This window comes from Bradyrhizobium jicamae, from assembly GCF_001440395.1.
Classification (GTDB): Bacteria; Pseudomonadota; Alphaproteobacteria; order Rhizobiales; family Xanthobacteraceae; genus Bradyrhizobium; species Bradyrhizobium jicamae.
Map to the genome: position 1 here is coordinate 129,424 of NZ_LLXZ01000205.1, position 25,817 is coordinate 155,240.

The window sequence follows — 25,817 nt, forward strand, 5'->3', positions numbered from 1 at the left end:
CCATGAAGGAGTACGGCGGGAAATAAGACCGCTTGTACGGCACCACGGCGCTGGCATAAGCCCGCTGCGAGTCGTGCACCTTCTTGAAGAACGGGTTCTTGGCGCCCTCCGCCGCCGCGATCTCGTCCCACTTCTTGATGAAGGCGAGCAGGATCTCGGTCGGCGTGCGCAGGATCTGCACGCCGTGCTTCTGCTGCATTTCAATCAGCGCATCGGCGTTCTGGCGTTGCCACTTGGTCCACCAGACGAGAAATGTCTCATTGGCCGCCGACTTGATGATTTCCTGATGCTGAGCGCTGAGCTCCTTCCACACATCGCCGTTGATCACGATTTCGCCGACCGTCACGTTCTCATGCAAGCCAGGCGAATAGTGATATTTCCAGACGTTGTGGAAGCCGAGCTGCAGGTCCTCGATGCCGCCGACCCATTCCGCGCAATCGATCACGCCGCGCTGCGCCGAGGGAATGATTTCGCCGCCCGGCATGTTGACCACTGTAAAGCCGAGCGCCTGCCATACCTCGCCGGCCATGCCGGTCTGGCGGCATTTCATGCCTTTCATGTCCTCGACGGTCTGGATCGGCTTCTTGAACCAGCCGAACGCCTGCGGCCCTGCCGGCAGGATGGGAAACACGACGACGTTGAGCTTGAGTTCCTTCTGATAGAACTCGTTGTAAAGCTCGTTGCCACCGCCGTGATAGAGCCAGCCCATCACGTCCATGAAGTCCATGCCGAACGTGCCGCCGGGACCGCCGGTGAAAAGGATCGCGGTCTTGTTCTTGCCGGTCCAGTAGCCGGCCCACGCATGCGCTCCGTCGAGCACCTTCTTGTGGGTCGCGTCCAGCACTTCGAACGCCGGCACCACCTGGCCGGCAGGCATCGCGTCGATCTTCAGGGCGCCGGCCGACAGCTTGTTCACCCGCTCGGCGAAATAGGTGAAGTTGTCATAGAGCGTGAGCGACGCCGGCCACGTGGCCTGCATCTTCAGCACCTTTGTCTGCGCCATGACTGCAGTAGTAGATCCGACAAACGCCGAAGCGAACAGGGCAACGGCGATCAACCCCAGAAACAAACGTTTCATGAGCCATCTCCTCCCTTGGACGACGTGAGCTCGGCGATCCTTTTCTTCGTTTCTTCTTGGTCGCCCAGTCTTCAAACCACGTCTGTCACCATTCTGCCACCATCGGTGCACGTTGTCATCTTGCATTCTGGCCGCAGCAAGCGCCGGCAGCCTGTTTGCTGCGTGCGCGCCGTTGTGCGGGATCGACGTCAGCACGTAGAAGATGTGGCGAAAAGCAAGGTCCGCACTCGGCGAAGAGATATTGCGCTACAGCCCCCGCACGAACGCTTCGAGCGCCGCGTTAGTCTCCCGTGGCGCTTCCTGCTGCACCCAATGTCCGATACCGGGGATGATGGTCGAGCCGCGAAAATCGGAGCAGGCGATGCCGGGCTCGGCGTAAAGGTCGACGCCCGGGACGAAGGCGCGCACGGGGTCGCGTTCGCCGGCGATGAAGACCGACGGCTGCGCAATGTTGCGTCCGCTCAATTCGGCCAGCTCGGCGAAGTCGATTGTTTGCGCGCGGTATCGGTTGAGCGGGCCGCGGAAACCGCCGGCCCTGAAGGCATCGACATAGACAGCCAGATCGGCCTCGTCCATCCAGCCCGGAAACGGCTTCGGATCGACAAGCCCATCGAGCAGCCTTGCCTCGGGAGACTTCGTCTCGAGCCACTTGTTGTGGGGCGCCGCCCCGGACAGCGCGAAATACATCTTGCGCAAGGCGGCAGCGATGTCGCTCTCCAATTCGGCCTCCGCAACGCCCTCTTGCTGGAAGTAGATCTGATAGAAGAAGCGCCCCTTGTAGAGAGTTCGCGCGAGTTCGATGAAGGGTACGGGTCCGCGCGGCCGGTACGGCACGCTGAGGCCGGCCACCGCCCTGATCTTGTCCGGGTGAAGCAGTGCGGCGTGCCACACGATGGGGGCGCCCCAATCGTGGCCGAACAGAACGGCCGGACCATCTCCTATGTGCTCGATCACGGCAACGACGTCGGATGCGAGATGACGCATCGTATAGGCCGTGACTTCTCCAGGCTTCGAGCTTCGCCCGTAGCCGCGCACGTCGAGCGCGGCTACCCGAAACCCCCGTGCCGCGAAATGCGCGATCTGGTGCCGCCAGGAGTACCAGAGTTCCGGGAAGCCGTGGACGCAGACGATCAGCGGGCCCGAGCCGGCGACCGCCACATTGAGTTCGATCGCTCCGTTTCGGACGGTCACAAAATCCACCGCAGCCTCCCCGCCTTATCAATTACACCAGCGACATCACGCGCGCCACGAGCGCCGGCTCGCGTAGCGCGGCCTGCGGCTGCAGCAGTTGCGAGACTTCCGTCGTCAGCCGGTGCACCTCGGGATCCTCAGCGGCGAGCCTAGTCAGAGCCATACCGTATTGCAGGCGCTGCGCAAGGTCGGCGGGCCGAACGCCGCGCGTGGCGGGATAGACGAAATCGGAGATGGCAACGCCCCACGGCGTCGCGATGGTGCCTTGAATGGCAGCGAAGAAGTCACGCGCCAGGCGCTCCATGGGGACATCCTCCGCCAGCAACCGGTCAAGGATCACAGCTTCCTGCGCGGCCACGCTCATGCCCTGACCGAACACCGGATTGAAGCGGCAGACGGCATCGCCGATCGCCAGCAGCCCAGCCGGGAAAGACTCCAGGCGCTCGAAATGTCGCCGTGTACTGCAAGGCAACTGGTAGCGGACGATATCCGTCAGCGGACGCGCGTCCTTGACCGCGTCGTAAATCGTCGACGTGCGCAAGCTCCTGACGAAATCCATAAATCCCGCGCGGTCGTCCGGAGGCGCATCGCCATGATTGCCTCCGACAGAAAGCAGCCATCGCCGGTTCTCGATCGGAAACAGGAATGCCCCGCGGCTGCTCGCGGGTGCGGACGGCAGGACGATATTGCCGAGCCAGCCGGCGTTGTGATCGGGCCTCTCGACGATGGTGCTCGCATATGCCTGATCGATGCCGATCTCGGTTTCTTCGGGCCCCTGCAACGCAAGCTCTTCGAGCAGTTGCAGCGTCAGGCCGCAGCGGCCGGAGGCTTCAACCACCAGGTCGGCTTCAACAGTCACAGCAGGACCATCTCCGCTGTCATAACGGACCGCCTCGATCCGCGTCGCATCGCGCGAGGCGACAAGTCCGGTCACGCGGGAGCGCATGCAAATGCCGATGTTCGGGGCCTGCAGGACGCGTCGTCGCGTAACGGCTTCGAGCAGCGGGCGCGACATGCTGAAAATATCGAAGCCGAGATCGCGAATGGGGAATGGATCGAAGCCGGGGCGCTCGAACCGGAGGTCCTTCCCGGCTCGGATCCTCACCGCGCCAGCTTCCGCCAGATCGTGCTCAAACCCCGGAAACAGCGCCTGCAGCGCCTTCAGCCCACCCGCGAGCAGCATGTGGGCGTGCTGGCATTGCGGCGTCCCCCTCCGCGGCGCGGCCTCCGCAGGAAGCGTATCCCGCTCGATGACCGTGACCTTTCCGAAATGCCCTGAGATCGCCTGAGCGGCCGTAAGCCCGGCCATGCCGGCGCCAATCACCACGGCATGAGTTCTTGCAGGATCTGGCACGATTTCCTCCCGGAGCGGAGTGCAATGGGACCCAAGATGGATCAACGAACGCGTGCGCCCGGCGCAGCCGGGCAATCCGAGCCTATCCGATCTTTTTTGCGGCGATGGTGAAACGCATCACAAGTCGGGTGGGAACCCACCGCCAAAATGTCATTTCCACGTTGCAAACTGCGCCTAGGTTACAGTGGCTCCTGCTTGTCCGGGCTCAACTTTCGTTACAGACGGCTTTCCAAGCGCCGCGCCCTTCACCAGCGCGTAGATCGCGGGGATCACGATCAGCGTCAGCAGCGTCGACGAAATCATGCCGCCGATCATCGGCACGGCGATGCGCTGCATGATTTCCGAACCGGTGCCGGTGCTCCACATGATCGGCAACAGACCGGCCATGATCGCGACCACCGTCATCATCTTCGGGCGCACGCGCTCCACCGCGCCCTCCATGATGGCGTCGTAGAGATCGGCGCGCGTCAGTGCGCCGCCTTCGGCCGTCCTGCGTGCCCGACGCTCGTCGAGCGCCTGGTTGAGATAGATCAGCATCACCACGCCGGTCTCGGCGGCGACGCCCGCCAGCGCGATGAAGCCGACCACGACCGCCACCGAGAGGTTGAAGCCGAGCCACCACATCAGCCAGAGGCCGCCGACCAGCGCGAACGGCAACGACAGCATGACGATCAGCGTTTCCGTCAGCGAACGGAAGTTGAGATAGAGCAGCAGAAAGATGATCGCAAGCGTCACCGGCACCACGATCTTGAGCCGCGCCGTCGCCCGCTCCAGATACTCATACTGCCCGCTCCACATGACGTAGGCGCCCGGCGGAAACTGGATGCTGGCCTTCACCGCGGCCTGCGCGTCGGCGACATAGCCGCCGATGTCGCGATCCCTGATATCGACATAGACGTAAGTCGCGAGCTGACCATTCTCGGTCCGGATCGTGGTCGGCCCGCGCGCCGGCGATACCTTGGCGACCTCGCCGAGCGGGACCGCCCCGCCGGCCGGCATCGGCACCAGCACGTCGCGCGCGATCGCGGTCGGATCGCTGCGCAGGTCTCTGGGGTAGCGCATGTTGACGGAGAAGCGTTGGCGGCCCTCCACCGTGGTCGTCACCGTCTGGCCGCCGAGTGCGGTGGCGATGACGTCCTGCACGTCCTGCACCATGATGCCATAACGCGCCAGCGCCGCCCGGTCCGGCACGATGTCGAGATAGTAGCCGCCGATGCCGCGCTCGGCATAGGCCGAGGATGTACCCGGCACGGTGCGCAGCACCTGCTCGACCTGTTTGGCCAGCCGGTCGATCTCGACCAGGTCGGTACCGATCACCTTGACGCCGATCGGGGTCCGGATGCCCGTCGAGAGCATGTCGATGCGCGCCTTGATCGGCTGGGTCCAGGCGTTGGAGACGCCGGGAAACTGCAGCGCCTTGTCCATCTCCGCCGTCAGGCTCTCCAGCGTCAGCCCGACCCGCCATTCGGATTTCGGCTTCAGATTGATGATCGTTTCGAACATCTCGGTCGGCGCCGGATCGGTCGCGGTCGCGGCGCGGCCGGCCTTGCCGTACACCGACGCCACCTCGGGAAAGCTGCGGATGATCCTGTCCTGCACCTGCAGCAATTCGCTGGCCTTGGTCACGGAAAGCCCGGGCAGTGTGGTCGGCATATAGAGCAGCGTGCCCTCGTTCAGGTTCGGCATGAATTCGGTGCCGAGCTGCCGCGCCGGCCATACCGTTGCAGCCAGAATGCCGATCGCGATCAGGATCACGAGGATCTTCGCGCGCATCACGCCCTTGATGACCGGGCGATAGATCCAGATCAGGAAGCGGTTGATCGGATTCCTGTGCTCCGGAATGATCCTTCCGCGCACGAACAGCACCATCAGCGCCGGCACCAGCGTCACCGACAACAGCGCCGCCGCCGCCATCGCAAAGGTCTTGGTGAAAGCCAGCGGACTGAACAACCGGCCCTCCTGCGACTCCAGCGTGAAGATCGGCATGAACGAGACGGTGATGATCAGCAGGCTGAAGAACAGCGCCGGCCCGACCTGGGATGCCGCCTCGATCAGGATGGTCAGACGGGATTGCCCGGGCTCCGCCCGCTCGAGGTGCTTGTGCGCGTTCTCGATCATGACAATCGCCGCATCGACCATCGCGCCGATCGCGATCGCAATACCGCCAAGACTCATGATGTTGGAGCCGATGCCGAGCAGCTTCATCGCGCCGAACGCCATCAGCACGCCGACCGGCAACATCAGGATCGCAACCAGCGCGCTGCGGACGTGCAGCAGGAACACGATGCACACCAATGCAACGATGATGCACTCCTCCAGCAACGTGTTCTTGAGCGTGGCGATGGCGGCGTTGATCAGATTGGAGCGGTCGTAGACCGGCACGATCTCGACCGATTTCGGCAGGCTGGAAGCAATCTCCGCAAAGCGCTTCTTGACGTTCTGGATCACATCCAGCGCATTGACGCCGAAGCGCTGCAGCACGATGCCGCTTGCCGCCTCGCCCTCGCCGTTGAGTTCACCGATGCCGCGGCGCTCGTCCGGGCCGAGCTCGACGCGGGCGATATCCCTGAGCAGCACCGGCGTGCCGTTGCTGGCCTTCAGCACGATGTTGCCGAGATCGTTGATGCCTTTCAGATAGCCCTTGCCGCGGATCACATATTCGAATTCGGAGAGTTCGACGGTGCGGCCGCCGACATCGGCATTGCTGGCGCGGATCGCATCCCGCATCTTCGGCATGGTGATGCCGAGATCGCGCATCCGCTGCGGATCGAGCACGACGTTATATTGCCGCACAAAGCCGCCGACGCTGGCGACCTCGGCAACGCCTTCCGCCTTCGCCAGCGCGAATTTCAGGTTCCAGTCCTGAATGGCGCGGGTATCGGAGAGATTGAGCTCGTTCGACATCACGGCATATTGGTAGACCCAGCCGACACCGGTGGCGTCTGGACCGATGGTCGGCGTCACGCCGGCCGGCAGCCTTGAAGCCGCGCCGTTGAGGAATTCCAGCACGCGCGAACGCGCCCAGTAGATGTCGGTGCCGTCCTCGAAGATGACATAGACGAACGACACGCCGAAGAACGAGAACCCGCGCACCACCTTGGAACGCGGCACCGTGAGCATCGCCGTGGTCAAGGGATAGGTGACCTGGTCCTCGATCACCTGCGGCGCCTGCCCCGGATATTCGGTGTAGACGATCACCTGGGTGTCCGAGAGATCCGGAATCGCGTCGAGAGGCAGATGCGCGAGCGCGTAGAGGCCGGCGGCAGCGGCAAAGCCGGTGCCGAACAATACCAGCACAAGGTTGCGCGCCGACCATGCGATGAGGCGGGCGATCATGGCTGGCTCCCCTCGGCAAAGCCTTTCAATGCCGCTTTCAGATTGCTTTCGGCATCGATCAGGAAGTTGGCTGACGTCACCACCGGATCGTTGTCGGCAAGCCCCTCGCGTATCTCGACATAGCCTTCGCCGCGATGGCCAAGCTTGACCTCGCGCGGCTCAAATCGCCCTTCTCCCTTGTCGACCAGCACCGCCTGCCGGCTGCCGGTATCCATGACCGAGCTTTCCGGAACGGCGAGCACGGCCGTCCCACTGCCGGTCTCGATCTCGGCATCGACATACATATCGTGGATCAGCAGGAGATCCGGATTGGACAGTTCGACCCGCACCCGCGCGGTCCGCGTCTCCCTGGTGATCGCCGGATAGATCACGTTGATCTTGCCTGCGAACTCGCGCCCGGGGAAACCTCTCGCGCGCACGATCGCGCGCTGGCCCACCGCCATCGCCCCCAGATCGCGTTCGGCGACGTCGATCATGGCCCACATCACCGAATGGTCGGCGATCCTGAACAGGGTCTCGCCCGGTTGGGCACGCATGCCCTCGACGACGTTGCGTTCGAGAACGATGCCGTCGCGCGGCGAGGTCCATTCGATCCCGATCGGAACGTTGCGGCCTTTCTCGATGGCGACGATCGCCGCTTCCGGAACGTCGAGATTCATCAGCCGCTGGCGCGATCCCCTGCCATAGGATCCCTCGGCGCCGCCGGTGACTTTTGAGTTCAGTGTCGAGATGTATTCCGCCGCGGCCGACGAAACCGCCGGGCTATAGATTTCCATCAGGGGCTGGCCCTTGACGACATGCGCCCCCGTAGTGACATCGGCGACCTTCTGAACATAGCTTTCGGCGCGCATCGCGATCACGGAGACGCGGCGCTCGTCGAGCTGGATGGTGCCGGGCGCGCGCACCGTCGTGCGGATCACGCGCCGCGCGGCCAGCTCCGACTTGACGCCGGTGCGCTGGATCTTGCCCGGCGAGACCTTGACCGATCCGTCGTCGTTGTCCTCGCCCTCGTAGACGGGGATGTAGTCCATCCCCATCGAGTCCTTCTTCGGCGTCGGCGAGACATCCGGCAGGCCCATCGGGTTGCGGTAGTATTTGATCTTGCGGCCGGCGGGCGGCGCTGCGCTCTCCTCGGGATCGTCAAAACTGATGTCCGCGCCGCGCGGAACGGCGCGGTAGTCGCGGCCATCGGGCGTCTTCTTCGGCGTCAGCGAATAGAACGGCTTGCCGTCCGGATCCTGATAGTAGATCGGCGCGCCCGCCGGGGCGCTCGCCTGAGCGATGACATGCGCATGCTCGCCGCCCGGCAAGAGATAGGGACGCGCGAAGACGCCGGCGATCACGGCCGCCGTCACGGCAGCAGCAATCGCAACCTGAAAGGACCGCTTCATTTGTCGGCCTGAATCACGAGCTTGTTGTCGACGGTGCCGGTTTCGCCCTGCACCTTGGCGCCGAGCGACAATTGCCATCGGCCTTCCATGGTGAAATCGGCCTTGAAGCGGTAGGTGCCCGGCTCCGATCCCGGCAACGGCGTCAGCTCGCTCACCATCTCCTGCATGGCATCCGGCGCCATATCGAGACGCGTCGCAAAGATCACCGCGTCAGGCACGGTCTTTCCGGTCCGCGTGTCTTCCAGTCTGACCGCGATCGTCTGGCCGGGGCCGACCTTGACGGTCGGCTCGACCAGTTTGAATTCGTAATCCTTGATGTCGGCGAACGCGACGGTGGCGGCGCAGCTCAGGGCAGCGCCGGTCAGCGCAACCCGCAGGCCACGCGAAAACGGAATAGCTTTCATCCTGGTATCCTCGATCTCATGGTCAGCCGCGCCAGGGCGGCATGGGCGCGCACGCCGCGAGGCGCCGCGCGCGAATCGGCGTTACGCCGAAAGGACCAGGGACCGGGGAGGTTTTGGCGGAGGCGAATATCCAACGCCGTCCACTTCGGGATCGCTGCCGGGGAGCAGCGTGCGAAGCGTCACGGGTCGGATTTCGGTGACAGCGGCCGGCAGCGGCGCCTGCAACGTCGTCGACACGCACAGCGCCATCAACGGGCACTGGTCGCAATCGGCCGGCGCCGATTTATCCGGGCAGCACGGCATATCGTCGGACATGGCGGCGTCATCGGCCATCGACGTCATCGCCATCGATGCCATGGCAGTCGTATTCGCCCGCGCCGTGAGCGGGGCGATGACGAGGCCGACGATCACGAGGACCGCCAGCAGCCGGCAAAGGAGGATCGAACGTTTCACGAAACCAGTTTCGCACACCAAGGCCCATGATGGGAAGTGAAGTTCCATCACGAAGTCGCGGGTTTCCTTAACATAAGCAGACGGAGCAAGGTCGCATTTGCGATCAGTCAACCATCCGCGGACCCGAATTCGGGCCTGTCAGAACATTTTTGACTGCCGCGACTTGAAGGGATGACCGCCCCCGGTAGCGGTCCCGCCCCCAGCCAAGGAGCTTAAGCCATGCATGCCCGCGAAATGATCGGCACTCACCCGGCCGTCCAGGGCCAGGTCAGCGACGCCTTGATCCGCTGCATCGAGGAATGCTACTCCTGCGCCCAGATCTGCACTTCCTGTGCCGACGCCTGCCTGTCCGAGAAAATGGTGCAGGAGCTGACCCAGTGCATCCGGCTGGATCTCGATTGCGCCGACATCTGCAACATCACCGGCCGCATCATGACCCGCCGGACCGGCTCCGACGACGAAGTGATGCGCCGCATGCTCAGCGTCTGCGCCGCGGCCTGCCGGCTGTGCGCGGAGGAGTGCCAAAAGCACGCTGCCATGCATGAGCATTGCCGCATCTGCGCCGAAAGCTGCCGCCGCTGCATGGAGGCCTGCCAGGAAGTCGCCCGGGGCATGGCGCACTAAAACGGGCAGATCAGCCCTCGCGCCGGAATATGCTGAACTGGAAGGCCTGCCGCGCGCCCCAAGGCGTCGCATGCTCGTGCCGCTGCGTATCGATCAGTTGGAACGCGGCGCCGAGCGTCTGGCCAAGGCTCGCGTTGTCGTAGCGCGCGACCGGCAGGCCGCTGCATTTCTCCGGGCCGTCGGGCGCGAAGGTCGCGATGATGGCGTGACCGCCGATCCTGAGGCCACCCCTGAGGCTGGCGATGTAGGCTTCGCGATCGCTGGCGTCGGTGAGAAAGTGAAACGCCGCCCGGTCGTGCCAGATATCGTAGGCCCTCGCCGGCTTCCAGGTCGTCACATCAGCGACGATCCACCTGACCTTCTCCGCGCTGGCGCCGAGATGACTCTCAAGCCGGCTGCGCGCGACCGTCAAAGCCGCGGCGGACAGATCGAGCACCGTGACATCCTCAAAGCCCTGCTCGACGAGACTGTCGACCAGCCGCGACGCGCCGCCGCCGATGTCGATGATGGCGGACTCGTCAGTTGCGCCCGCCTGCACGATCAGGTCGAGCGAAGGTGCCGCGCTTTGCTGAAACCAGCTGACCTCGTTTTCGCCCTTCGTCGTGTAGACGTTGTCCCAATGGGCTTGGCGGCTGGTCGCTTCCATCGAAACTCTCCCGATCGGAGGTTCAATATATGAGCGTCCCGGTCCTCAACAACAGATCATCAGATTAAGGGATGCATAACCAGCGGGATATGCCCCACTAACCACGATGGGAACCTGCCAAAATCGCACTTTCGCAGCAGAAGAAGAAGCTCAGGCGCGTAACCGCATTTCCAGGCTTGACCGATCCATAGCTTGGCGGTTATGGATAACCGATAACCCGGAAGTTATCGATCTCCGATGCCCAACACCCACGACGTGCTCTTTCGAACTCTCGCTGATCCGACCCGCCGGGCGATCTTCGAGCGCCTGTGCCGCGAAGGCGAGCAGACCGTCGGGGCGCTGACGGCCCGCGCCGGCATCTCTCAGCCGGCGGTCTCAAAACATCTCGGCGTGCTGAAACAGGCCGGGCTGGTGCGCGACCGCCATGAAGGCCGGCAAACGCATTACAGCGCGCAACTCGGCGCCCTCGCCCCGCTGATCGACTGGACCAGCGAGATGGCGGGGTTCTGGCAACGAAGATTCGACGATCTCGAAGACCTGCTCAAACGGATGGACCAATGACCAACAGTGCTGCGACCGAAACGCGTTCCGTCGTCGTCGAACGCGAGATGCCTCATCCGCCGGAAAAGCTCTGGCGCGCGCTCACGCAACCGCATCTGATCGAGGAGTGGCTGATGAAGAACGACTTCAAGCCTGCCGTCGGCCACCGCTTCAATCTGCGCGGCGAATGGGGCGGCGTGCTCGACTGCGAGGTTCTCGCCATCGAGCCGAACAAGGCGCTGTCCTACACCTGGAATTTCAACCATGACGATGCGGCCTTCGCTTTGCAGAGCGTCGTGACCTTCACGCTGACGCCAACGCGCACCGGTACCCTCCTGCGCATGGAGCAGACCGGCTTCCGGCCGGACCAGAAGCAGGCCTATGGCGGCGCGCATGCCGGATGGAAGCAGTTCTTCGAAAAACTGGAAGAACTCGTAGCGCGGGCGGACTGAAACCGCGGCATCGCGCTCCGTCTCTTCTTCAAAAGGAGGTCTCATTGAACTGGAACAATCGGATCCGGCAGATCCACCGTTGGCTATCCATTGCCTTCACGGTAGCCGTCATCGTCAACATCGTCGCCATGATGCAGGGGCAACCAGCCGTCTGGGTCGGCCTGCTGGCGCTGCTCCCGCTCATCCTGCTGCTGCTTTCTGGGCTATACATGTTCGCATTGCCCTACGCCGCCAAATGGCGCAGCGGCTGAAGCTGCGCCGGACAGGAATGAACGCCATGGCACAAACGACGTCGAAGGCCGCAAAAAAGACCACCGCAAAGAAAACCGCGGCAAAGCAGCCCGCTGCAAAGCCTGTGCTGCTCTCGGGCGGCAATCCTCAGATCGCCAAGGGGTACGGCGACGCGCCGGTGCAGGCCTACATCGCGGCGATACCCGGCTGGAAACGCGATCTCGGGCGCCAACTCGACGCGCTGATCGTGCGCACCGTCCCCGGCGTGCACAAGGCGGTGAAATGGAATTCGCCGTTTTACGGTACCGAGGAACAGGGTCCCTGGTTCCTCAGCTTTCATTGCTTCACCAAATACATCAAGGTGACGTTCTTCCGCGGCACCTCGCTGTGCCCTGTCCCCTCAGGCGAATCCAAGCACAATGAAGTGCGCTATCTCGACATCCATGAGGGCGAGCTTGATGAGGTCCAATTCTGCGCCTGGGTGAAGCAGGCGAGCCAATTGCCCGGCGAACGGTTGTGAGCGGAATGACAACAGCCATGAAGAAAGCAACAAGCATGAAGAAGAGCGGCGCGAACGAGGCAAAAGGCGGCAGCTCTCCCGCTCAACACATCGATGCGCGTATCAAGGAGCTCAGCGACTGGCGCGGCGAGACGCTCGCGCGTGTCCGAAGCATCATCAAGCAGGCCGTCCCCGACGTGGTCGAGGAATGGAAGTGGCGCGGCGTGCCGGTGTGGGAGCACGAGGGCATCATTTGCACCGGCGAAACCTACAAGGCGGTCGTGAAGATGACCTTCGCCAAGGGCGCCGCGCTGGATGATCCTTCAGGCCTCTTCAATTCCAGCCTGGAAGGCAACGTCCGACGCGCCATCGATATCCACGAGGGCGACAAGATCAATGAAAAGGCGCTGAAGGCGCTCATTCGCGAGGCCGCGGCGCTGAATGCATCAGCGCGAGCGGCCACACGCGCGCGGAAGAAATCGAACAGCGCCTGAGGCGGCGGCTACCTGATTTCAGGACGATGACTGCGCGCGCAATTGCTCAAAGCTCACGATGCGGCCGGCGATCGCACTGGCCGCCACCGTGGACGGGCTTGCCAGCCACACCTGGCCTGGCCCGGAGCGTCCCGGAAAATTGCGGTTGATCGCGCTCACCGTCACCTGATCGGCGCGCTCGGAGACTCCAGGGCCGGCATTCACGCAGGCGCCGCAGCCCGGCTCGATCAGTTCGACGCCGGCGCGCTCGAACACGTCGATCATGCCGTGCTGCAGGCAATAGTCGCGAACATCCTGACTGCCGAACTGTAGGAAGAAGCGTGTTCCCGCGGCAACGCGCATGCCATGCCTTGCAGCCCATTCGAGCACAGCATGGTAATGCAGGATATCCTCGCGCTTGCCGCCGGTGCACGAGCCGCCATAGGCGATATCGATCCCCACTGTCTCAGCCAGCTCCGATATGGCGACGCCATGTCCGGGATCGGCGGGCCGCGCCAGCATCGGCTCGAGCCTCTCGCATTCGACCTCGATGATGTGCGCGAGCGCGGCGCCTTCGTCGCTGCGCATCCACGGCTCAAGCTGCAGGTCGATGCCGCGCCGCTCCCTGACAAACCGGCACGTCTCTTCGTCGGGAATCACAATCCCGCTGAAGCCGCCGATCTCCGCGACCATGTTGGTCAGGGTCGCGCGTTCGTCCGTGGAAAGACCCGATAGCGCTTCGCCGCAATACTCGATCACCTGGCCGATCGCGCTGCCCTCGCGAACGTAAGGCAAGCGCAGCAGATGCAGGACGATATCTTTTGCCTCGACGCCCGCCGGTATCCGGCCATTGAGCCGCACCCGGCAGGTCCGAGGCACTTCAACGCGCACCTCTCCCGTCACCCAGGCATTCGCCATCTCGGTCGTACCGATGCCGAACGCCAAAGCGCCCAAGGCCCCACAATGGGGCGTATGGGAGTCGGTGCCGACGACCAACTGGCCCGGCTTCACATAACGCTCGGCCATGATCGAGTGGCTGATGCCTTCCGAACCATCGCGGTCCGCAAGGTAACCGTGCAGGCGCAGCCCGTGCCTCTCGCAGAATTGCTGCTGGACCTTGGCCAATGCCTGCGCCGCCTCAAGCAACCCCCGCGCACGCCGTTCCGCCGACATGCTCCGATGAATGAACGGCAAGTGATCGCCGAAGCAGACAATGCTCGCGCGATCGTGCAACGTAATCTGATCGCCCATTTCCCGGCTCAGGAAGCTGGCGCACATCGGCGTCACGTATTCATGGGCGTAGCGCCAGTCGGCCGTCGCAAAGATCGCCTGACCGGGAAAGACCGCATCGCAGTTGCCGGTGGAAGCGCGCGCAACGATTTTTTCGGCATAGGTCATCGGCCGCGATGCGATGGTATGCGCCGTCGGCGACCATCCGTCTCTTCGCGCCCGTGTCAGCTTGAACAGCCCTCCCCGGCGAATGAGCTCCGCAGTGAGTTCATCCTCGCCCTGCGTAAACTCGCTGACGGGAATGCTCTCGCCGCGGCGGATGCGTTCGACCAGCCCGAAGTCGGTCGAGGTGTAGATGCCGAGGTTGCGGCAGTTCTGCCGATAGATGCGCTCAAAACTTTCCGCGATCACCAGCCGGATGCCGGCGCACCACTCGGCATAAGGGCTGGCCTCGCGCGAGGAGCCCTTGCCATAGCGGCGTCCGGCCACCGTCACGCCGAACCCGCCAGCCTTGACGCTGCCGACTGACACCGGCAGGCGCCGACCGCATTTCAGGCCGTGATAGGGATAGTCCCCGAGCTTTTCGTCATAGTAGTAACAGATGGCGGCCGGCGTGATTTCGTCGGTCGACACGTCGCTGCGCAACGGCAACGCGTCGGCCAGCGAAATGTCCGCTCCTCCCAATTGACGCTCAACCATATCGGCGTCATCAGAAAGAAACAGGATGCGGCCATCAAATCTGACCTGCTCGTTCGATGCGGTCGCCATGACGCCCCCTTCTCACTCGGCGGTAATGCCGAGAGCGCGGACGAGTTCACCGCGCGCCTGATAGTCGACCGCGATCTGGCGCTTGAAATCATCGGGCGTGCCGCCGACCGCGACCATGCCCTGCTTGTCCAGCCAGGCGCGCATCGTGTCGGTGCCAAGGATCTGGTTCACTTCCTTGTTCAACGCCGCGATCACGGACGCCGGCGCCTTCTTCGGCAGCATGAAGCCGATATAGCTGATGATCTTGAACCCCGGGAACGTCTCGCTGATGGCGGGCACGTTGGGCAGCAGCGGATAGCGCTTCTCCGAGGTGACGCCGAGCACCTTGAGCTTCCCCGCCGTCGCCAGCGGCTCTACCGCCGTCGGCGCGCCGAACAATAGCGGGATCTGTCCGCCCAGCAGGTCGTTCACCGAGGCCGCGGTTCCCTTGTAGGGAATGTGGGTCATGGTGAAGCCGCCGTACTTCTGGAGCATCTCGCCGGCGAGACGGTGCGGCGTCGAGCTGCCCGAACTGCCGAAACTCAGGTTCTGCGTCTTCTGCTTGCCGAGCGCGACCAGTTCGGCGACCGAATTCGCCGGCACATTGTTGGCGGCGGCCAGCAGCAGCGGCGACCATGAGACATTGACGACCGGCTCCATCGCCGTCGACAGGTCGAAATGGTTGCTGGTGGCGAGGTGCGGATCGATGGTGACCATCGCATCCGTCACCATCAGGACGGTGTATCCGTCAGGCTCGGACCGTGCCGCCGCCTGCGCCGCGATCATGCCGTTGGCGCCCGTCTTGTTCTCGATGACGACGGAGACCTTGAGGTTCTCGCCGAGTTGCTTGCCGATGATCCGCGCGAGCGCATCAGCCTGCCCGCCCGCGGAATAGCCGACCAGGATGGTGATCGACCGCGACGGGTACGGCTGTGCGCCAGCATTCGACGTCACGCCAGCCAGCACCATCGCGATGATGGCGACGCCGAGAACCAGCACCTTCCCTCGAAACAGCCTGTCGAAGATCATGTTCCGCTTCCTCCCTGACTATTTTTCTTTTGCGCAGACGGTTGAGACCGCTCTTTCTACTCGCTTGCTATGCGGGCACGCTCACCACCGCCGCCAGCACGCCGGCCGAACGCAAGTCCGCAATTTCACGCTCCGAATATCCGGCCGCTTGCAGGATTTCGTCGGCGTGCTCGCCGACCCGCGGCGGCTGCCGCGCAAGGCCCGGCCGTTCGCGCGCCTCGCCGAACTCCACCGGCAGCGCCGGGATTCCGACCAGCGGTCCGCCGCCGAATGCCGACACGGCGGTCGCAAGCAAGCCGCCATTGGCAAGCAGATGCGGATCGAGCGACAATTCGTCGGGCCGCCCCACCCGCGAATAGGCCACCCGCGCCGTCTCGCATTTTTCGAGGATTTCGTTCAGCGGCAGTTTGGTGATCCGCCGCTCCAGCTCCGGCCGCATCCACTCGCGCGCTTCGCAGCGATTGGCGTTGCCGATAAGCCTCGGATCGTCGCGCCATTCGTCGAAGCCGAACGCATCGCAAAAGCGCTGCCAGTGGCCATCAGAGGTGCAGCCGATGAAGACCTGACCGCCGTCGGAAGCGGTGAAAACGTCATACACACCCCAGGCATTTTTCCGCGCCGGCATCGGCGGCATCGGCCCGCCCGTGACCGCGCTGCCGACGACGACCGCACCAAGCATGAAGGTCGCGCTTTCGAAAAGCGAACTCGCAACCTTCTGTCCCACGCCGGTGACGTCGCGCTCGCGCAGCGCGGATAACGCTGCGACCACGCCGAACACGCCGCCGAGAATGTCGATCACGGGCGCGCCGGCGCGTAGCGGCCGGCCCGGCGGGCCGGTCATATAGGCGAGCCCGGACTGCATCTGCACGACTTCGTCGAGCGCGCCGCGGTTCTCGTACGGGCCCTTCAGAAAACCCTTCATCGAGAGATAGACGAGGCGCGGATTGATCTGGCGCAGATCCTCCCAACTGCATTTGAGCCGTTCGATGGTGCCCGGACCGAAATTTTCCAGCACGACATCGGCATCCCTGACCAACCGGTGCACGACCGCCTGCCCCTCTGATCGTTTCAGGTCGATCGCGATCGAACGCTTGTTGCGGTTGTAGGTCGCGAAGAAGCCGGCGGCAAAACCCGGCAGCCGCCGCGTCGGATCGCCGTCGGCCGGTTCGATCTTGACGACGTCGGCGCCGAGATCGGCAAACAGCACGCCGGCGCACGGCCCCATGATGGTGTGGCCGAAATCGAGTACTTTCATCCCGGCAAGCGGTTTGGAGGACGTCGTCATGCAGCCCGTCTCCTGAATGCGGCGAGCGTTCCCGATCGCAACGCGGCGCTCGGCAGCCGGTGTCCGACGATCCGCTCGGCAAGCCGTCCGGCCTCGATCAGCGCTTCGATGTCGAGGCCGGTCGAGATGCCCATCTCCTCGCAGAGCAATACGAGCTCTTCGGTGGCGATGTTGCCCGGCGCGCCCGGCTGCCCGGCAAACGGACAGCCGCCGAGTCCGGCCACGGCGGCGTCGAACGCGGTGACGCCGAGCCGCAGGCCTTCGTAAGCGCAGGCGATGCCCTGCCCGCGGGTGTCATGGAGGTGCAGCGCGATCCGCAAATCGTCCCAGCGCTCGCGAACGGCGCCGACGGCGGCTGCGACCCGCCGGGGCGTCGCCCAGCCCATGGAATCCGCGAGCGAAACGTCGCGCACTTCCACGCCGGCTTCGCGCGCAATCGCAAGCCCGTCCGCCACCGTCTCGACGACCTTCGCTGGCGAGACGTCGCCCGCAAAATTGCAGCCGAACGCGGCCATGACGATGATCTTGGCAATCGGTACGCCGGCTTGTCGGTGCACGCGAACATAGTCGCGCATGGCATCGAGTTGCCCGAGCCGTTCGCGATTCAGGTTCCTGATCGCGAACGGCTCGGATGCACTCAGTGAGATGAATCCGGCGAGCGTGAGTTTGTTCTCAAACGCGAGCGCCCGCTTCAGTCCGCCCTCGTTGAACCACAACGCGGAGTATTCGACGCCTTCGCGCGCAGTGAACCCTTCCATCACGGCTTCCGCATCGGCCCAACCCGGAACGTGCTTCGGATTGACGAAGGACCCGACCTGGATCCGGCGCAGGCCGCAGGCGGAGAGCGCGTCGATCAGCGCGATCTTGTCGGCGGTGGCGATCGGGCCCGGCTCGATCTGAAAGCCTTCGCGAGGCCCCTCCTCGGTGATGACGACGCTATCGGGCAGGTCCATGCGCCGGCGCTCCCTGGGATAATCCTTGGTGATTGCACGCCAGCTTGCCGCGCGCCCAGACATCTGGCAAATATAATATGAAGATCATTACGTTCTGATAATTAGATATCAGGAGCGAATTCGATGGCGCTTGGATTGCGGCAGCTTCGCTACTTCATCGCCATCGCCGATGCCGGCGTATTGTCGCGCGCGGCAGAGGCACTCAATGTCGCACAGTCGGCGCTGAGCCATCACGTTGCCGCGCTCGAAACCGAACTCGGCGTCAAGCTGCTGGAGCGACGGCCGCGTGGCATCGCGCTGACCGCGGCCGGCCGGCGGCTTTACGAGCACGCCAGCGCCGTGCTGTCGGCGCTCGGCAAGGCCGAAGAGGATGTGCGGACCTATAACGAGGCCGCAGCCGGTCCGGTCTGCATCGGCCTCAGCCACACCGCGATCTCCATGGTCGCGCTCGATGTCATGAAGGCGGTGCGAACGAAATCCCCGGGCGTGCACCTGACCGTGGTCGAGGCGCTGTCGCCGGCGCTGATCGAGCGCGTCTTCTCGGGCACCGTCGATCTCGCGCTCGCCTATAATCCGCCAAAGGATGCGCGGCTGGACGTCGAACTGCTCGGGGAAGAAGACCTCTATCTCGTCGGGCATCCGAGCCTGATCGGGCGGTCATCGGTTCCGGTCGCCTTCTCCGCCATTCCGCAGCGAAGCGTGCTCGGACTGGCGCCGATGCCGGCTTCACGCGCCATCATCCAGACCCAGGTTTTGCGCAATCAGATCATCCCGAGCGACACGCTTGAGGTCGATTCACTGTCGGCGCTGCGAATGGCGCTGGAGGCCGGATTGGGCTGCGCCATCCTCGCCCGCGCCAGCGTGCTCGCGGATCTCGCGGCGGGAAAATATCACGCGCGCCGAATTGTCGACCCGACGCTGACGCGCGCGCTCGCACTCGTGTCGCTCGCGGACCGACCACGAACAAAAGCTCTCCTCGAGGTGCGCAAGACCATGATCGAGGTGGTCCGTTCGGCCGTCAGCACAGGGCGATGGCCGGCGAAAGGAAACGGCCGGCAGACCAAGCGCGCAGCGATCTAGGTTCAGCATCCCTGCAGGAGGAGCCCTGCGCGGACTTGGCCGACATTGTCGGCAGTTTGATCTTGCTCCCGGCGGAATCTATCCGGGCGGCATTCGCTCGAATTTCTGCAACGAGGAATCCAGTGTGTCCCAGGCATGGCCGCGGATGCCGTAGGTGACCATCTGCGGATGGAATTGGCCGGGGTCGTCAAGGCTGGTGGCGTGAACCGCTATCAGCTCCGGCATGGCGACGAATGTCAGGTAGACCGGCGTTCCACAGGTCGGGCAGAAGGCGTGGAGCTTTTCGTTACCACTGTCGCCCGCTACCCGCCAGTTCTTCGCTTCGCCGACAATTGCCACGTCGGCCCGCCGGGGAAAGACCAGGTAGGATCCATGTCCCGTGCCGCTTCGTTGCTGGCAATCGCGGCATTGGCAGTGGCTTTCCGCAATGGGTTCGCTGCTCGTCTCATAACGGATCGCGCCGCACGCACATCCGCCGGCATAAAGCTTGGTCACTGTCATTCTCCCGTTCCTGTTTGATGCGGCAAGAAAATCAGGCCGATTTCGGCTTGGCGAAAACATCGAGGCCTTGGCCGGTTTCCAGCAAGGATTTCATGCTGGCGAGGACGACCGGCCAACCCTTCCTGATGCCGTTCGCCATCCCGCTGCCGGCTTCGAGTTCGTCATGGGTGACGGTCAGCCGAACCATCTCCTCGTATTCTTCGATCTCGAACGTCACCCGGCTGTAGGCAGAAGGATCGGAAGCCTGCGATGCATTCGCCCAGGTGATGACGAGACGGGCCGGCGGCGAGACCTCGACGACCTTGCCGACGAGTTCGACCGTCCTCGCATCATTGGCGCGGACGTGCTCCCATTTCGATCCGGGATTCCAGTCAGAGACGTTCTCGTGGCCCCAGTAGCGCCTTGCGATGTCCGGTTTCGTGATTGCCTCGAACACCTTCTGCGGCGTCGAGCGAATATAGGTCACGTAGACAAAGCTGGTCGTCTCTTTGCTCATCGTCACTCTCCTTCGAGCTCTTTCTTCAGATCGTGCAGCAGGCTGAGCCGCTGTCGTTCGAATTTCCGGACCCATCGTTCGTAGACCTCGTGCAGCGGCACAGGGTTGATGAAATGCAGCTTTTCCCGGCCACGCCTGACCGTGCTCACCAGATTGGCCGCCTCGAGGATTTCGAGGTGCTGCGTGGCGGATTGCCGGGCCATGTCGAGGTTTTCGCAAAGCTGGCCGAGCGTCTGTCCGTTCTTCTCGCAGAGAAGGTCAAGCAGCTTTCTGCGTGTCGGGTCGCCCAGCGCCTTGAAAACCTTGTCAGCCTGCATCGGTCTCACTCGTATCGAGGACACATATGCAGGTAAATACCTGCATGTCAACGACAGCGCCGTCAACTCATTCGTCACCTTGCTGTGATGAGGGACAGACGATTGGCGGGCTAACTAACGCGCTCGCCCGTCAGCGAAAGCGATGGTCGATAAAAGGAGACGCGCGGCGTGACCTAAGGCCTCGCCATTGATCAGGCTGCGGTACGCAGAGCCGTCCGCTTGAACGGCGCTAGCCTCGCGGCGGCTGCAAGCCCCGCGAGTTCAGCCACTCGGTCATGTGCGAGGCCGTTTCGTCCTGACGGGCTCTCCGCAACAGGCCGTCCCGAACGGGGCCAGGCGGCAGCAGTCCTGCTTCCGCGCGGAGCTGCTTGGCTTCTTCGGCCAGGCGCTCTTCGAGAGTGGTCGTATGCTTGATGCGACGCCGCTTCTGCATGATCTGCTCGCTTCCGTTTGGAGGACAGCGGGCGCCCCGAAATGCGCTCTCATCACCGATAGTCCTCAGGGATCGCGCGGCGATAACAAACGGTATTGCAGCCGGATCCGTGCGGTCTGTCCGGTGGATGACTTTGCCTTACACCTTTAATTGCGCGTAATGGCGCACCTTCGAGGAACGGATAACGATTGGCTCAAATGCAGCAAATATAGCCATTGGCGCAAAACAGAATCCGCGGCGTGTCAGTCCGCCACGGCCGCTCGTGCGGAGTCCGGCGAATGCGCCACCTGGATCGCCTGCCAGATGCGGGAGGGCGTCGCCGGCATGTCCAGGTGCCGCACGCCGAGCGGCGCCAGCGCGTTCATCACGGCGTTCATGATCGTGGCAGGCGCCGCAATGGCGCCGGCCTGGCCGCTTCCCTTGACGCCGAGCCGGTTGGCGCGGCTTGGAAAGTCGGGCGAGAGTTCGCCCTCGAACGCGGGCAGATCGCCGGCGCGCGGCAGCGCATAATCCATCAGCGAGCCCGACAGGATCTGCCCCGTCTCCGCATCGAACAGCGCCTGCTCGAACAACGCTTGGCCGATGCCCTGCACCACGCCGCCATGGACCTGCCCCAGCGTCTGCCGCGGATCGAGCAGACGGCCGTAATCATCAAAGATGACATAACGGTCGAGCCTGACCTCGCCGGTCGCCGGATCGATCTCGACTTCGGCGATGTGGCAGCCGTTGGGAAAGGTGTAGCGGTCGCATAGATGCGTCGCCTTGTGCGCCAGCCCGGGCGCGATGTCGTCGCCGGCCGACTGAAAGGAGGCGCGCGCCACCTCGTCGAGGCTGATCTCCTGCCCGGTCGTAGCCACCCGCAGCACGCCTGCCTCATACTGAATCGCATCCACGCCGGCCTGCAGCAGGCGGGCGGCCAGCCGCCGCGCATTGTCGATCAGGCCTTCCGCCGCCATCACCAGCGCGGTGCCGCCCTGGTGCATCGAGCGCGCCCCGCCATGGCCGCCGCCAGAATCGAGATCGTCGGTGTCGCCCTGCCGGAATCTGAAACGATCCAGCGGCAGGCCGAGCGCATCAGCCGCGATCTGGGCGTAGGTGGTCTCATGCCCCTGCCCGCTGGAATGCGTGCCGACCTTCAAATCGATCAGCCCATCCTGACCAAAACCCACCTCCGCCACCTCATTGGGCTGGCCACGCGCGGTTTCAAGAAAGCAGGCAAGCCCAAGCCCGCGCAGCCGCCCCTGCTTGCGCGAACTTCTCTCGCGCGCCTTGAAGCCGTCCACGGCAGTGGCCGCGTGATCGATCGCATGGGCAAAGCTGCCCTGCTCGACGGTGAGTCCCATCGCGCTCGCATAAGGGAAACGGCGCATGATGTTCTTGCGCCGCAGCTTCAGCGCATCCATCCCGAGTTGGCGGGCTGCGATATCGATGCAGCGCTCGATCAGATAATTCGCCTCCGGCTTGCCGGCGCCGCGATAGGCGTCAACCGGCGTCGTGTTGGTGAACACGCCCCTGGTCTCGAACGCGATCAGCGGAATGTCGTAGACGCCGCCCATCGCGCTTGCCATCGCCATGGTCGGCACGGCCGGCGCCACCGTCGAGACATAGGCGCCGAGATTGGCGAACACTTTGGTCTCGAGCGCCAGCAAGCGACCGTCGCGATCGAGCCCAAGGCGGACGCGGATCAGGCTGTCGCGGCCATGCGCGGAGCCGGTGAAATCCTCGCTGCGGTCGCCGATCCACCTGACGGGGCGGCGAAGCCGGCGCGCCGCCCACAGCACTAGCACCCATTCGGGATAGAGCACGTTCTTCATGCCGAAGCCGCCGCCGACGTCGGGAATGCTGACGCGGAGCATTTCTCGATCGATGCGAAAGACACCGGCGGCCAGCAGATCGCGGATCGCATGCGCGCCGGCGGCCGAGGCGGTCAGATGCAGCCGGCCGCTCGCGGCATCGAACTCCCCGATCGCGCCGCGCGTCTCCATCGGCGCGGCGACGACGCGGTTGTTGACCAGTTCGCATTCGACGACATGGGCGGCGTCGCGGAGCGCCGCTGCCACCGGGCCGATGTCGCCACGGTTGAACTGAAACGCGATGTTGCTTGTCGCTGCCGGCCAGATCGACGGCGCGCCCGGCGAGATGGCATCTGCGATCGCGACGACCGGCGGCAGCGGATCATAATCGACGACGACGGCCTCGGCGGCATCGCGCGCGGCCTCCGCGCTGGCCGCGACCACGAACGCGACCGGCTCGCCGACATAGCGAACCACGCCGTGCGCCAGCGCGTGATAGGGCGGCACCACCAGCGGCGTCGTCATCGGGATCGCGGTCACCGCGCACGGCATCGGGCCGAGCCCGTCGGCAGCCAGTTCGGCCCCCGTCAGCACGGCGGCAACGCCCGGCATCTTCCGCGCCGCCTCGGCGCTGATCGCGGCGATGCGTGCATGGGCGTGCGGCGAACGAACGACGACGCCATGCAGCGCATTTGCCGCCACGAGATCGGCGACATAGCGCCCGCGCCCCTGCACGAAGCGCGCGTCTTCAAGGCGATCGATGCTGCGCCCCAATAACGGTTCGGTCATATGAACTGTATGGAGCCGGGCGGCGGCAAAGGCAATCGGCAGCCCGCTGCCGGCACGCCGGGCATATATGAGCGGGCGGGTGCACTGAGCGCCCGCCCCCTCTAATGGGTTGCGTTACGCCGCGGCAGAATGCTCGGCCGCGCCCTGCAGCTTGCGCTTTCGCCAGATCGATCCCACCAGCAGCACCACGGCGATGCCGAGGAGTCCGAGGATCACCTCGCCGCCATGTCCGCCATTGGCGAACTGCGGCCCGATGCCTATCGATTTCAGCACGCCGTCGAGTCCGACGCCGACCGGGCCGTTGAAGAACGCGTGCAGCGACGGCTGGACGACAGGGTCGGTCGCCATCACCTCGCCGGCGATCCAGCCAAGCAAGGCTGCGCCGGCCCATACCAGAGCGGGCAGGCGCGTGAGCAGCGCCATGATCAGCGCAGCACCTGCGACGATCAGGGGAACGCTGATGGCAAGTCCGATGACCAGCAGCGGAATGCTGCCATTGGCGGCCGCGGCGACTGCGATGACGTTGTCGAGGCTCATCACGATATCGGCGATCGCCACGATCTGCACGGCCGCCCACAAATGCGAAGCCGCGTCTACATCGCCCTCGCCTTCATGTTCAGGCACCAGCAGTTTCGCCGCGATGAAGAGCAGCGCCAGACCGCCGACCAGCTTGAGGAACGGCAGCCCCATCAGCGTCACGACGATGCCGGTGAAGATGATGCGCAAGAAGACGGCGACGCCGGCGCCGAGGATCATGCCCCAGAACTTCTGGCGCGGCGGCAGGCTGCGGCACGCCATCGCGATGACGAGCGCGTTGTCGCCCGACAGCAGGATGTTGATCCACATGATCTTGCCGAGCGCAACCCAGAAGGCCGGCGTCTGCATCTCGGCATTGAACTGGGTGAAGAATGCCGAGATAACAGCAGGATCGAAGATTTGCCACAGCCAGTTCACAGCGTTTCCCCCTCGGCCTTCAGCCGTTGCTCGCGGCTATGGCCGCTGTCCGATAAAATTAACCGACGATTTCGTTGCCGGAAAAGAACTGCGCGATTTCGATCGCGGCCGTCTCCGGCGCGTCCGAACCGTGCACCGAATTTTCGCCGATCGATTTCGCATGCACCTTGCGGATCGTGCCGTCCGCCGCCTTCGACGGATCGGTGGCGCCCATCACGTCGCGGTATTTGGCGATGGCGCCCTCGCCTTCCAGCACCTGCACCACGACCGGGCCCGAGGTCATGAACTCGACCAGTTCGCCGAAGAACGGACGCGCCTTGTGAACGGCGTAGAAGGTTTCCGCCTGGTCGCGGCTCATGCGAATCCGCTTCTGGGCCACGATCCGCAAGCCGGCCTTCTCGATCAGCGCGTTGACCGCGCCGGTCAGATTGCGCGCCGTCGCGTCCGGTTTGATGATCGAGAAAGTGCGTTCAATCGCCATTGCTTACGTCCTTACAAAACGCTGGTTGGGTGAGTTGCGGGGCTTATATCGGCGCCACCTCACGACGGCAAGCGACCGTTGACGCGCCCGCCACCCCTTTTGGGCGCCTTTTCGTGCGGCACTTCGCCCCGTTACGGCGGAAATTACCGCAATTTCATCGAGGTGAACCCTGTCTGAAGCGGCCGTGGCGCCTCCATTCAGCTTCGCGGCCGTAGACTTACCGACGATCGAACGCAGGGCATGCGAATCCGCCGGCCCCGGGCGTCCTGGGACCCGATCTCACTGATGGTGCCAAGTGGCGCCGAAACTTTGAGGAGACGATCATGTTACGCAAACTCTCGCTGGTTGCAGCGGCCGCGGCATCGCTGGGTGCGGCCGCGCTGGCGCCGACAGCGGCCTCGGCCGGCGGCTGGCACCATGGCGGCTGGCATCACCATCACGGTTGGGGTGGCCCCCGCGTCTTCATCGGTGGCCCGGCCTATTACGCCGGCGGTTATGGCGGCTGCTACGTGCGGCGCCTGGTTCCAACCCCCTGGGGCCCGCGCTGGCGGCTCGTGAACCGCTGCTACTGACCTGATTTGAGCTCCCCCAGACTGACGCCCCGGCCGCCGCGCCGGGGCTTTTTTTGTGCGGAACCGAAGTGTCGCCTGCCGCCTACTTGCACGCGAACGCATGGCGCCCTGCACGGAAACTAATTTCGCCGCTGCGACTTGATCCATCAAATACAACTCAAGCCTTGCGAGCACTGCGAGGTGGAACTCGTCAGAGGCCGCCCATGGATACCCGAATCAATAACGATTTCGAGCAAATCGATCACAAGACCTGCGTGTCGATCTGTGACGCCATCGGCGAACGGCTACAGCAAAACATGCGTACCGAAACCGAATTGCCGCCACGTTTGCGAGAACTCGTCGACGAATTGTATCGCCGCGAGAACGAGCTGCATTGAGCCGTGCTGAACGTCTGATCTGTCGATAGACTTTTCAGATGTGTCGATAGGCTTTGCCGATACTCCGATAGATTTTGCCAATACAATAATCGGGTTGCGTTTGGCGCC

Annotated in this window: 28 protein-coding genes; 9 read left to right on the forward strand and 19 right to left on the reverse strand. The window is 64.0% G+C overall.

The genetic code is table 11. From position 1 onward, the window contains the following. The 7 genes from CQ12_RS35915 to CQ12_RS35945 all read right to left on the reverse strand — a co-directional run. Nucleotides 1-1,078 (reverse strand): TRAP transporter substrate-binding protein (locus CQ12_RS35915; RefSeq protein WP_198164345.1); only part of this gene is annotated, 1,078 nt, incomplete at its 3' end. A 246-nt stretch (nucleotides 1,079-1,324) separates the two neighbouring features. Beyond that, complete coding sequence (locus CQ12_RS35920) at nucleotides 1,325-2,278, reverse strand: alpha/beta fold hydrolase (protein ID WP_057839984.1); 954 nt, start codon at nucleotides 2,276-2,278, stop codon at nucleotides 1,325-1,327. A gap of 22 nt (nucleotides 2,279-2,300) precedes the next feature. Then, nucleotides 2,301-3,623: an FAD-dependent oxidoreductase gene (locus CQ12_RS35925; RefSeq protein WP_157088684.1), complete on the reverse strand. Its 1,323-nt coding sequence runs from the start codon at nucleotides 3,621-3,623 to the stop codon at nucleotides 2,301-2,303. Between the two features lie 174 nt (nucleotides 3,624-3,797). After that, nucleotides 3,798-6,959 carry an efflux RND transporter permease subunit gene (locus CQ12_RS35930; protein WP_057839986.1) on the reverse strand — a complete coding sequence of 1,054 codons (3,162 nt, stop codon included), beginning with the start codon at nucleotides 6,957-6,959 and terminating at the stop codon, nucleotides 3,798-3,800. Beyond that, complete coding sequence (locus CQ12_RS35935; RefSeq protein ID WP_057839987.1) at nucleotides 6,956-8,350, reverse strand: efflux RND transporter periplasmic adaptor subunit; 1,395 nt, start codon at nucleotides 8,348-8,350, stop codon at nucleotides 6,956-6,958. The genes CQ12_RS35930 and CQ12_RS35935 overlap by 4 nt, the downstream gene beginning before the upstream one ends. Next, the gene (locus CQ12_RS35940; RefSeq protein ID WP_057839988.1) at nucleotides 8,347-8,754 is read right to left on the reverse strand and encodes a FixH family protein; all 408 of its coding nucleotides are present in this window, start codon (nucleotides 8,752-8,754) and stop codon (nucleotides 8,347-8,349) included. The genes CQ12_RS35935 and CQ12_RS35940 overlap by 4 nt, the downstream gene beginning before the upstream one ends. Nucleotides 8,755-8,835: 81 nt before the next feature. Then, on the reverse strand, nucleotides 8,836-9,318 hold the full coding sequence (locus CQ12_RS35945; protein ID WP_245310305.1) for a hypothetical protein: 483 nt from the start codon (nucleotides 9,316-9,318) through the stop codon (nucleotides 8,836-8,838). 108 nt (nucleotides 9,319-9,426) lie between these two features. On the opposite strand from CQ12_RS35945, the gene CQ12_RS35950 reads away from it, so the two are divergent. Next, on the forward strand, nucleotides 9,427-9,831 hold the full coding sequence (locus CQ12_RS35950; protein WP_057839990.1) for a four-helix bundle copper-binding protein: 405 nt from the start codon (nucleotides 9,427-9,429) through the stop codon (nucleotides 9,829-9,831). Between the two features lie 10 nt (nucleotides 9,832-9,841). Here CQ12_RS35950 and CQ12_RS35955 read toward each other — a convergent pair whose 3' ends face one another. After that, nucleotides 9,842-10,477 carry a class I SAM-dependent methyltransferase gene (locus CQ12_RS35955; protein WP_057839991.1) on the reverse strand — a complete coding sequence of 212 codons (636 nt, stop codon included), beginning with the start codon at nucleotides 10,475-10,477 and terminating at the stop codon, nucleotides 9,842-9,844. A 237-nt stretch (nucleotides 10,478-10,714) separates the two neighbouring features. On the opposite strand from CQ12_RS35955, the gene CQ12_RS35960 reads away from it, so the two are divergent. Genes CQ12_RS35960 through CQ12_RS35980 form a run of 5 tightly spaced genes read left to right on the forward strand, consistent with a single transcriptional unit; the run spans nucleotide 10,715 to nucleotide 12,693 of the window. After that, on the forward strand, nucleotides 10,715-11,038 hold the full coding sequence (locus CQ12_RS35960) for an ArsR/SmtB family transcription factor (protein WP_057839992.1): 324 nt from the start codon (nucleotides 10,715-10,717) through the stop codon (nucleotides 11,036-11,038). Next, nucleotides 11,035-11,469 carry an SRPBCC family protein gene (locus CQ12_RS35965; protein ID WP_057839993.1) on the forward strand — a complete coding sequence of 145 codons (435 nt, stop codon included), beginning with the start codon at nucleotides 11,035-11,037 and terminating at the stop codon, nucleotides 11,467-11,469. The genes CQ12_RS35960 and CQ12_RS35965 overlap by 4 nt, the downstream gene beginning before the upstream one ends. Before the next feature lie 44 nt (nucleotides 11,470-11,513). Continuing rightward, entirely contained in the window at nucleotides 11,514-11,720 is a 207-nt protein-coding gene (locus tag CQ12_RS35970; protein ID WP_057839994.1) for a hypothetical protein, read from the forward strand. Nucleotides 11,721-11,746: 26 nt separating this feature from the next. Beyond that, complete coding sequence (locus tag CQ12_RS35975) at nucleotides 11,747-12,220, forward strand: DUF1801 domain-containing protein (RefSeq protein ID WP_057840059.1); 474 nt, start codon at nucleotides 11,747-11,749, stop codon at nucleotides 12,218-12,220. Nucleotides 12,221-12,237: 17 nt separating this feature from the next. Next, entirely contained in the window at nucleotides 12,238-12,693 is a 456-nt protein-coding gene (locus CQ12_RS35980) for a DUF1801 domain-containing protein (RefSeq protein ID WP_057839995.1), read from the forward strand. An 18-nt stretch (nucleotides 12,694-12,711) separates the two neighbouring features. Here CQ12_RS35980 and CQ12_RS35985 read toward each other — a convergent pair whose 3' ends face one another. From CQ12_RS35985 to CQ12_RS36000, 4 genes are all read right to left on the reverse strand, one after another. Further along, entirely contained in the window at nucleotides 12,712-14,670 is a 1,959-nt protein-coding gene (locus CQ12_RS35985; RefSeq protein ID WP_057839996.1) for an aconitase family protein, read from the reverse strand. A gap of 12 nt (nucleotides 14,671-14,682) precedes the next feature. Further along, nucleotides 14,683-15,678: a Bug family tripartite tricarboxylate transporter substrate binding protein gene (locus CQ12_RS35990; RefSeq protein WP_057839997.1), complete on the reverse strand. Its 996-nt coding sequence runs from the start codon at nucleotides 15,676-15,678 to the stop codon at nucleotides 14,683-14,685. Between the two features lie 67 nt (nucleotides 15,679-15,745). Beyond that, complete coding sequence (locus CQ12_RS35995) at nucleotides 15,746-16,963, reverse strand: CaiB/BaiF CoA transferase family protein (protein ID WP_057839998.1); 1,218 nt, start codon at nucleotides 16,961-16,963, stop codon at nucleotides 15,746-15,748. Continuing rightward, nucleotides 16,960-17,916: a hydroxymethylglutaryl-CoA lyase gene (locus tag CQ12_RS36000; RefSeq protein ID WP_057840060.1), complete on the reverse strand. Its 957-nt coding sequence runs from the start codon at nucleotides 17,914-17,916 to the stop codon at nucleotides 16,960-16,962. The genes CQ12_RS35995 and CQ12_RS36000 overlap by 4 nt, the downstream gene beginning before the upstream one ends. A gap of 123 nt (nucleotides 17,917-18,039) precedes the next feature. On the opposite strand from CQ12_RS36000, the gene CQ12_RS36005 reads away from it, so the two are divergent. Beyond that, nucleotides 18,040-18,996, forward strand: a complete 957-nt coding sequence (locus CQ12_RS36005; protein ID WP_057839999.1) for a LysR family transcriptional regulator — start codon at nucleotides 18,040-18,042, stop codon at nucleotides 18,994-18,996. A gap of 78 nt (nucleotides 18,997-19,074) precedes the next feature. Here CQ12_RS36005 and CQ12_RS36010 read toward each other — a convergent pair whose 3' ends face one another. The 7 genes from CQ12_RS36010 to ndk form a co-directional block, all read right to left on the reverse strand. Continuing rightward, a complete protein-coding gene (locus CQ12_RS36010; protein WP_057840061.1) occupies nucleotides 19,075-19,491 on the reverse strand; it encodes a GFA family protein in 417 nt (138 codons plus the stop codon). Nucleotides 19,492-19,528: 37 nt separating this feature from the next. Continuing rightward, nucleotides 19,529-19,993, reverse strand: a complete 465-nt coding sequence (locus CQ12_RS36015) for an SRPBCC family protein (RefSeq protein WP_057840000.1) — start codon at nucleotides 19,991-19,993, stop codon at nucleotides 19,529-19,531. A gap of 2 nt (nucleotides 19,994-19,995) precedes the next feature. Continuing rightward, nucleotides 19,996-20,310 (reverse strand): ArsR/SmtB family transcription factor, encoded by a 315-nt coding sequence (locus CQ12_RS36020; protein WP_028346460.1) that lies wholly within the window; start codon nucleotides 20,308-20,310, stop codon nucleotides 19,996-19,998. 229 nt (nucleotides 20,311-20,539) lie between these two features. Further along, nucleotides 20,540-20,743 (reverse strand): hypothetical protein, encoded by a 204-nt coding sequence (locus CQ12_RS36025; RefSeq protein ID WP_057840001.1) that lies wholly within the window; start codon nucleotides 20,741-20,743, stop codon nucleotides 20,540-20,542. Between the two features lie 242 nt (nucleotides 20,744-20,985). Continuing rightward, nucleotides 20,986-23,325 carry a xanthine dehydrogenase family protein molybdopterin-binding subunit gene (locus tag CQ12_RS36030; protein WP_057840002.1) on the reverse strand — a complete coding sequence of 780 codons (2,340 nt, stop codon included), beginning with the start codon at nucleotides 23,323-23,325 and terminating at the stop codon, nucleotides 20,986-20,988. Between the two features lie 114 nt (nucleotides 23,326-23,439). After that, entirely contained in the window at nucleotides 23,440-24,279 is an 840-nt protein-coding gene (locus CQ12_RS36035) for a TerC family protein (RefSeq protein ID WP_057840003.1), read from the reverse strand. A gap of 58 nt (nucleotides 24,280-24,337) precedes the next feature. Further along, complete coding sequence (gene ndk / locus CQ12_RS36040; protein WP_057840004.1) at nucleotides 24,338-24,760, reverse strand: nucleoside-diphosphate kinase; 423 nt, start codon at nucleotides 24,758-24,760, stop codon at nucleotides 24,338-24,340. A gap of 323 nt (nucleotides 24,761-25,083) precedes the next feature. Here ndk and CQ12_RS36045 point away from each other — a divergent pair, with 323 nt between their 5' ends. Together CQ12_RS36045 and CQ12_RS45415 are read left to right on the forward strand one after the other, a co-directional pair. After that, entirely contained in the window at nucleotides 25,084-25,332 is a 249-nt protein-coding gene (locus CQ12_RS36045) for a hypothetical protein (protein WP_057840005.1), read from the forward strand. A gap of 203 nt (nucleotides 25,333-25,535) precedes the next feature. Further along, nucleotides 25,536-25,709: a hypothetical protein gene (locus CQ12_RS45415; protein ID WP_198164346.1), complete on the forward strand. Its 174-nt coding sequence runs from the start codon at nucleotides 25,536-25,538 to the stop codon at nucleotides 25,707-25,709. Nucleotides 25,710-25,817: the final 108 nt, after the last annotated feature.

What these genes read in the sequence shown, in the direction of transcription:
- CQ12_RS35930 (WP_057839986.1), bottom strand. Translation starts at nt 6,959, where the DNA reads ATGATCGCCCGCCTCATCGCATGGTCGGCGCGCAACCTTGTGCTGGTA.
- CQ12_RS35935 (WP_057839987.1), bottom strand. Translation starts at nt 8,350, where the DNA reads ATGAAGCGGTCCTTTCAGGTTGCGATTGCTGCTGCCGTGACGGCGGCC.
- CQ12_RS35940 (WP_057839988.1), bottom strand. Translation starts at nt 8,754, where the DNA reads ATGAAAGCTATTCCGTTTTCGCGTGGCCTGCGGGTTGCGCTGACCGGC.
- CQ12_RS35950 (WP_057839990.1), top strand. Translation starts at nt 9,427, where the DNA reads ATGCATGCCCGCGAAATGATCGGCACTCACCCGGCCGTCCAGGGCCAG.
- CQ12_RS35955 (WP_057839991.1), bottom strand. Translation starts at nt 10,477, where the DNA reads ATGGAAGCGACCAGCCGCCAAGCCCATTGGGACAACGTCTACACGACG.
- CQ12_RS35960 (WP_057839992.1), top strand. Translation starts at nt 10,715, where the DNA reads ATGCCCAACACCCACGACGTGCTCTTTCGAACTCTCGCTGATCCGACC.
- CQ12_RS35965 (WP_057839993.1), top strand. Translation starts at nt 11,035, where the DNA reads ATGACCAACAGTGCTGCGACCGAAACGCGTTCCGTCGTCGTCGAACGC.
- CQ12_RS35975 (WP_057840059.1), top strand. Translation starts at nt 11,747, where the DNA reads ATGGCACAAACGACGTCGAAGGCCGCAAAAAAGACCACCGCAAAGAAA.
- CQ12_RS35980 (WP_057839995.1), top strand. Translation starts at nt 12,238, where the DNA reads ATGAAGAAAGCAACAAGCATGAAGAAGAGCGGCGCGAACGAGGCAAAA.
- CQ12_RS35985 (WP_057839996.1), bottom strand. Translation starts at nt 14,670, where the DNA reads ATGGCGACCGCATCGAACGAGCAGGTCAGATTTGATGGCCGCATCCTG.
- CQ12_RS35990 (WP_057839997.1), bottom strand. Translation starts at nt 15,678, where the DNA reads ATGATCTTCGACAGGCTGTTTCGAGGGAAGGTGCTGGTTCTCGGCGTC.
- CQ12_RS35995 (WP_057839998.1), bottom strand. Translation starts at nt 16,963, where the DNA reads ATGACGACGTCCTCCAAACCGCTTGCCGGGATGAAAGTACTCGATTTC.
- CQ12_RS36000 (WP_057840060.1), bottom strand. Translation starts at nt 17,916, where the DNA reads ATGGACCTGCCCGATAGCGTCGTCATCACCGAGGAGGGGCCTCGCGAA.
- CQ12_RS36005 (WP_057839999.1), top strand. Translation starts at nt 18,040, where the DNA reads ATGGCGCTTGGATTGCGGCAGCTTCGCTACTTCATCGCCATCGCCGAT.
- CQ12_RS36015 (WP_057840000.1), bottom strand. Translation starts at nt 19,993, where the DNA reads ATGAGCAAAGAGACGACCAGCTTTGTCTACGTGACCTATATTCGCTCG.
- CQ12_RS36020 (WP_028346460.1), bottom strand. Translation starts at nt 20,310, where the DNA reads ATGCAGGCTGACAAGGTTTTCAAGGCGCTGGGCGACCCGACACGCAGA.
- CQ12_RS36025 (WP_057840001.1), bottom strand. Translation starts at nt 20,743, where the DNA reads ATGCAGAAGCGGCGTCGCATCAAGCATACGACCACTCTCGAAGAGCGC.
- CQ12_RS36030 (WP_057840002.1), bottom strand. Translation starts at nt 23,325, where the DNA reads ATGACCGAACCGTTATTGGGGCGCAGCATCGATCGCCTTGAAGACGCG.
- ndk (WP_057840004.1), bottom strand. Translation starts at nt 24,760, where the DNA reads ATGGCGATTGAACGCACTTTCTCGATCATCAAACCGGACGCGACGGCG.
- CQ12_RS36045 (WP_057840005.1), top strand. Translation starts at nt 25,084, where the DNA reads ATGTTACGCAAACTCTCGCTGGTTGCAGCGGCCGCGGCATCGCTGGGT.
- CQ12_RS45415 (WP_198164346.1), top strand. Translation starts at nt 25,536, where the DNA reads ATGGATACCCGAATCAATAACGATTTCGAGCAAATCGATCACAAGACC.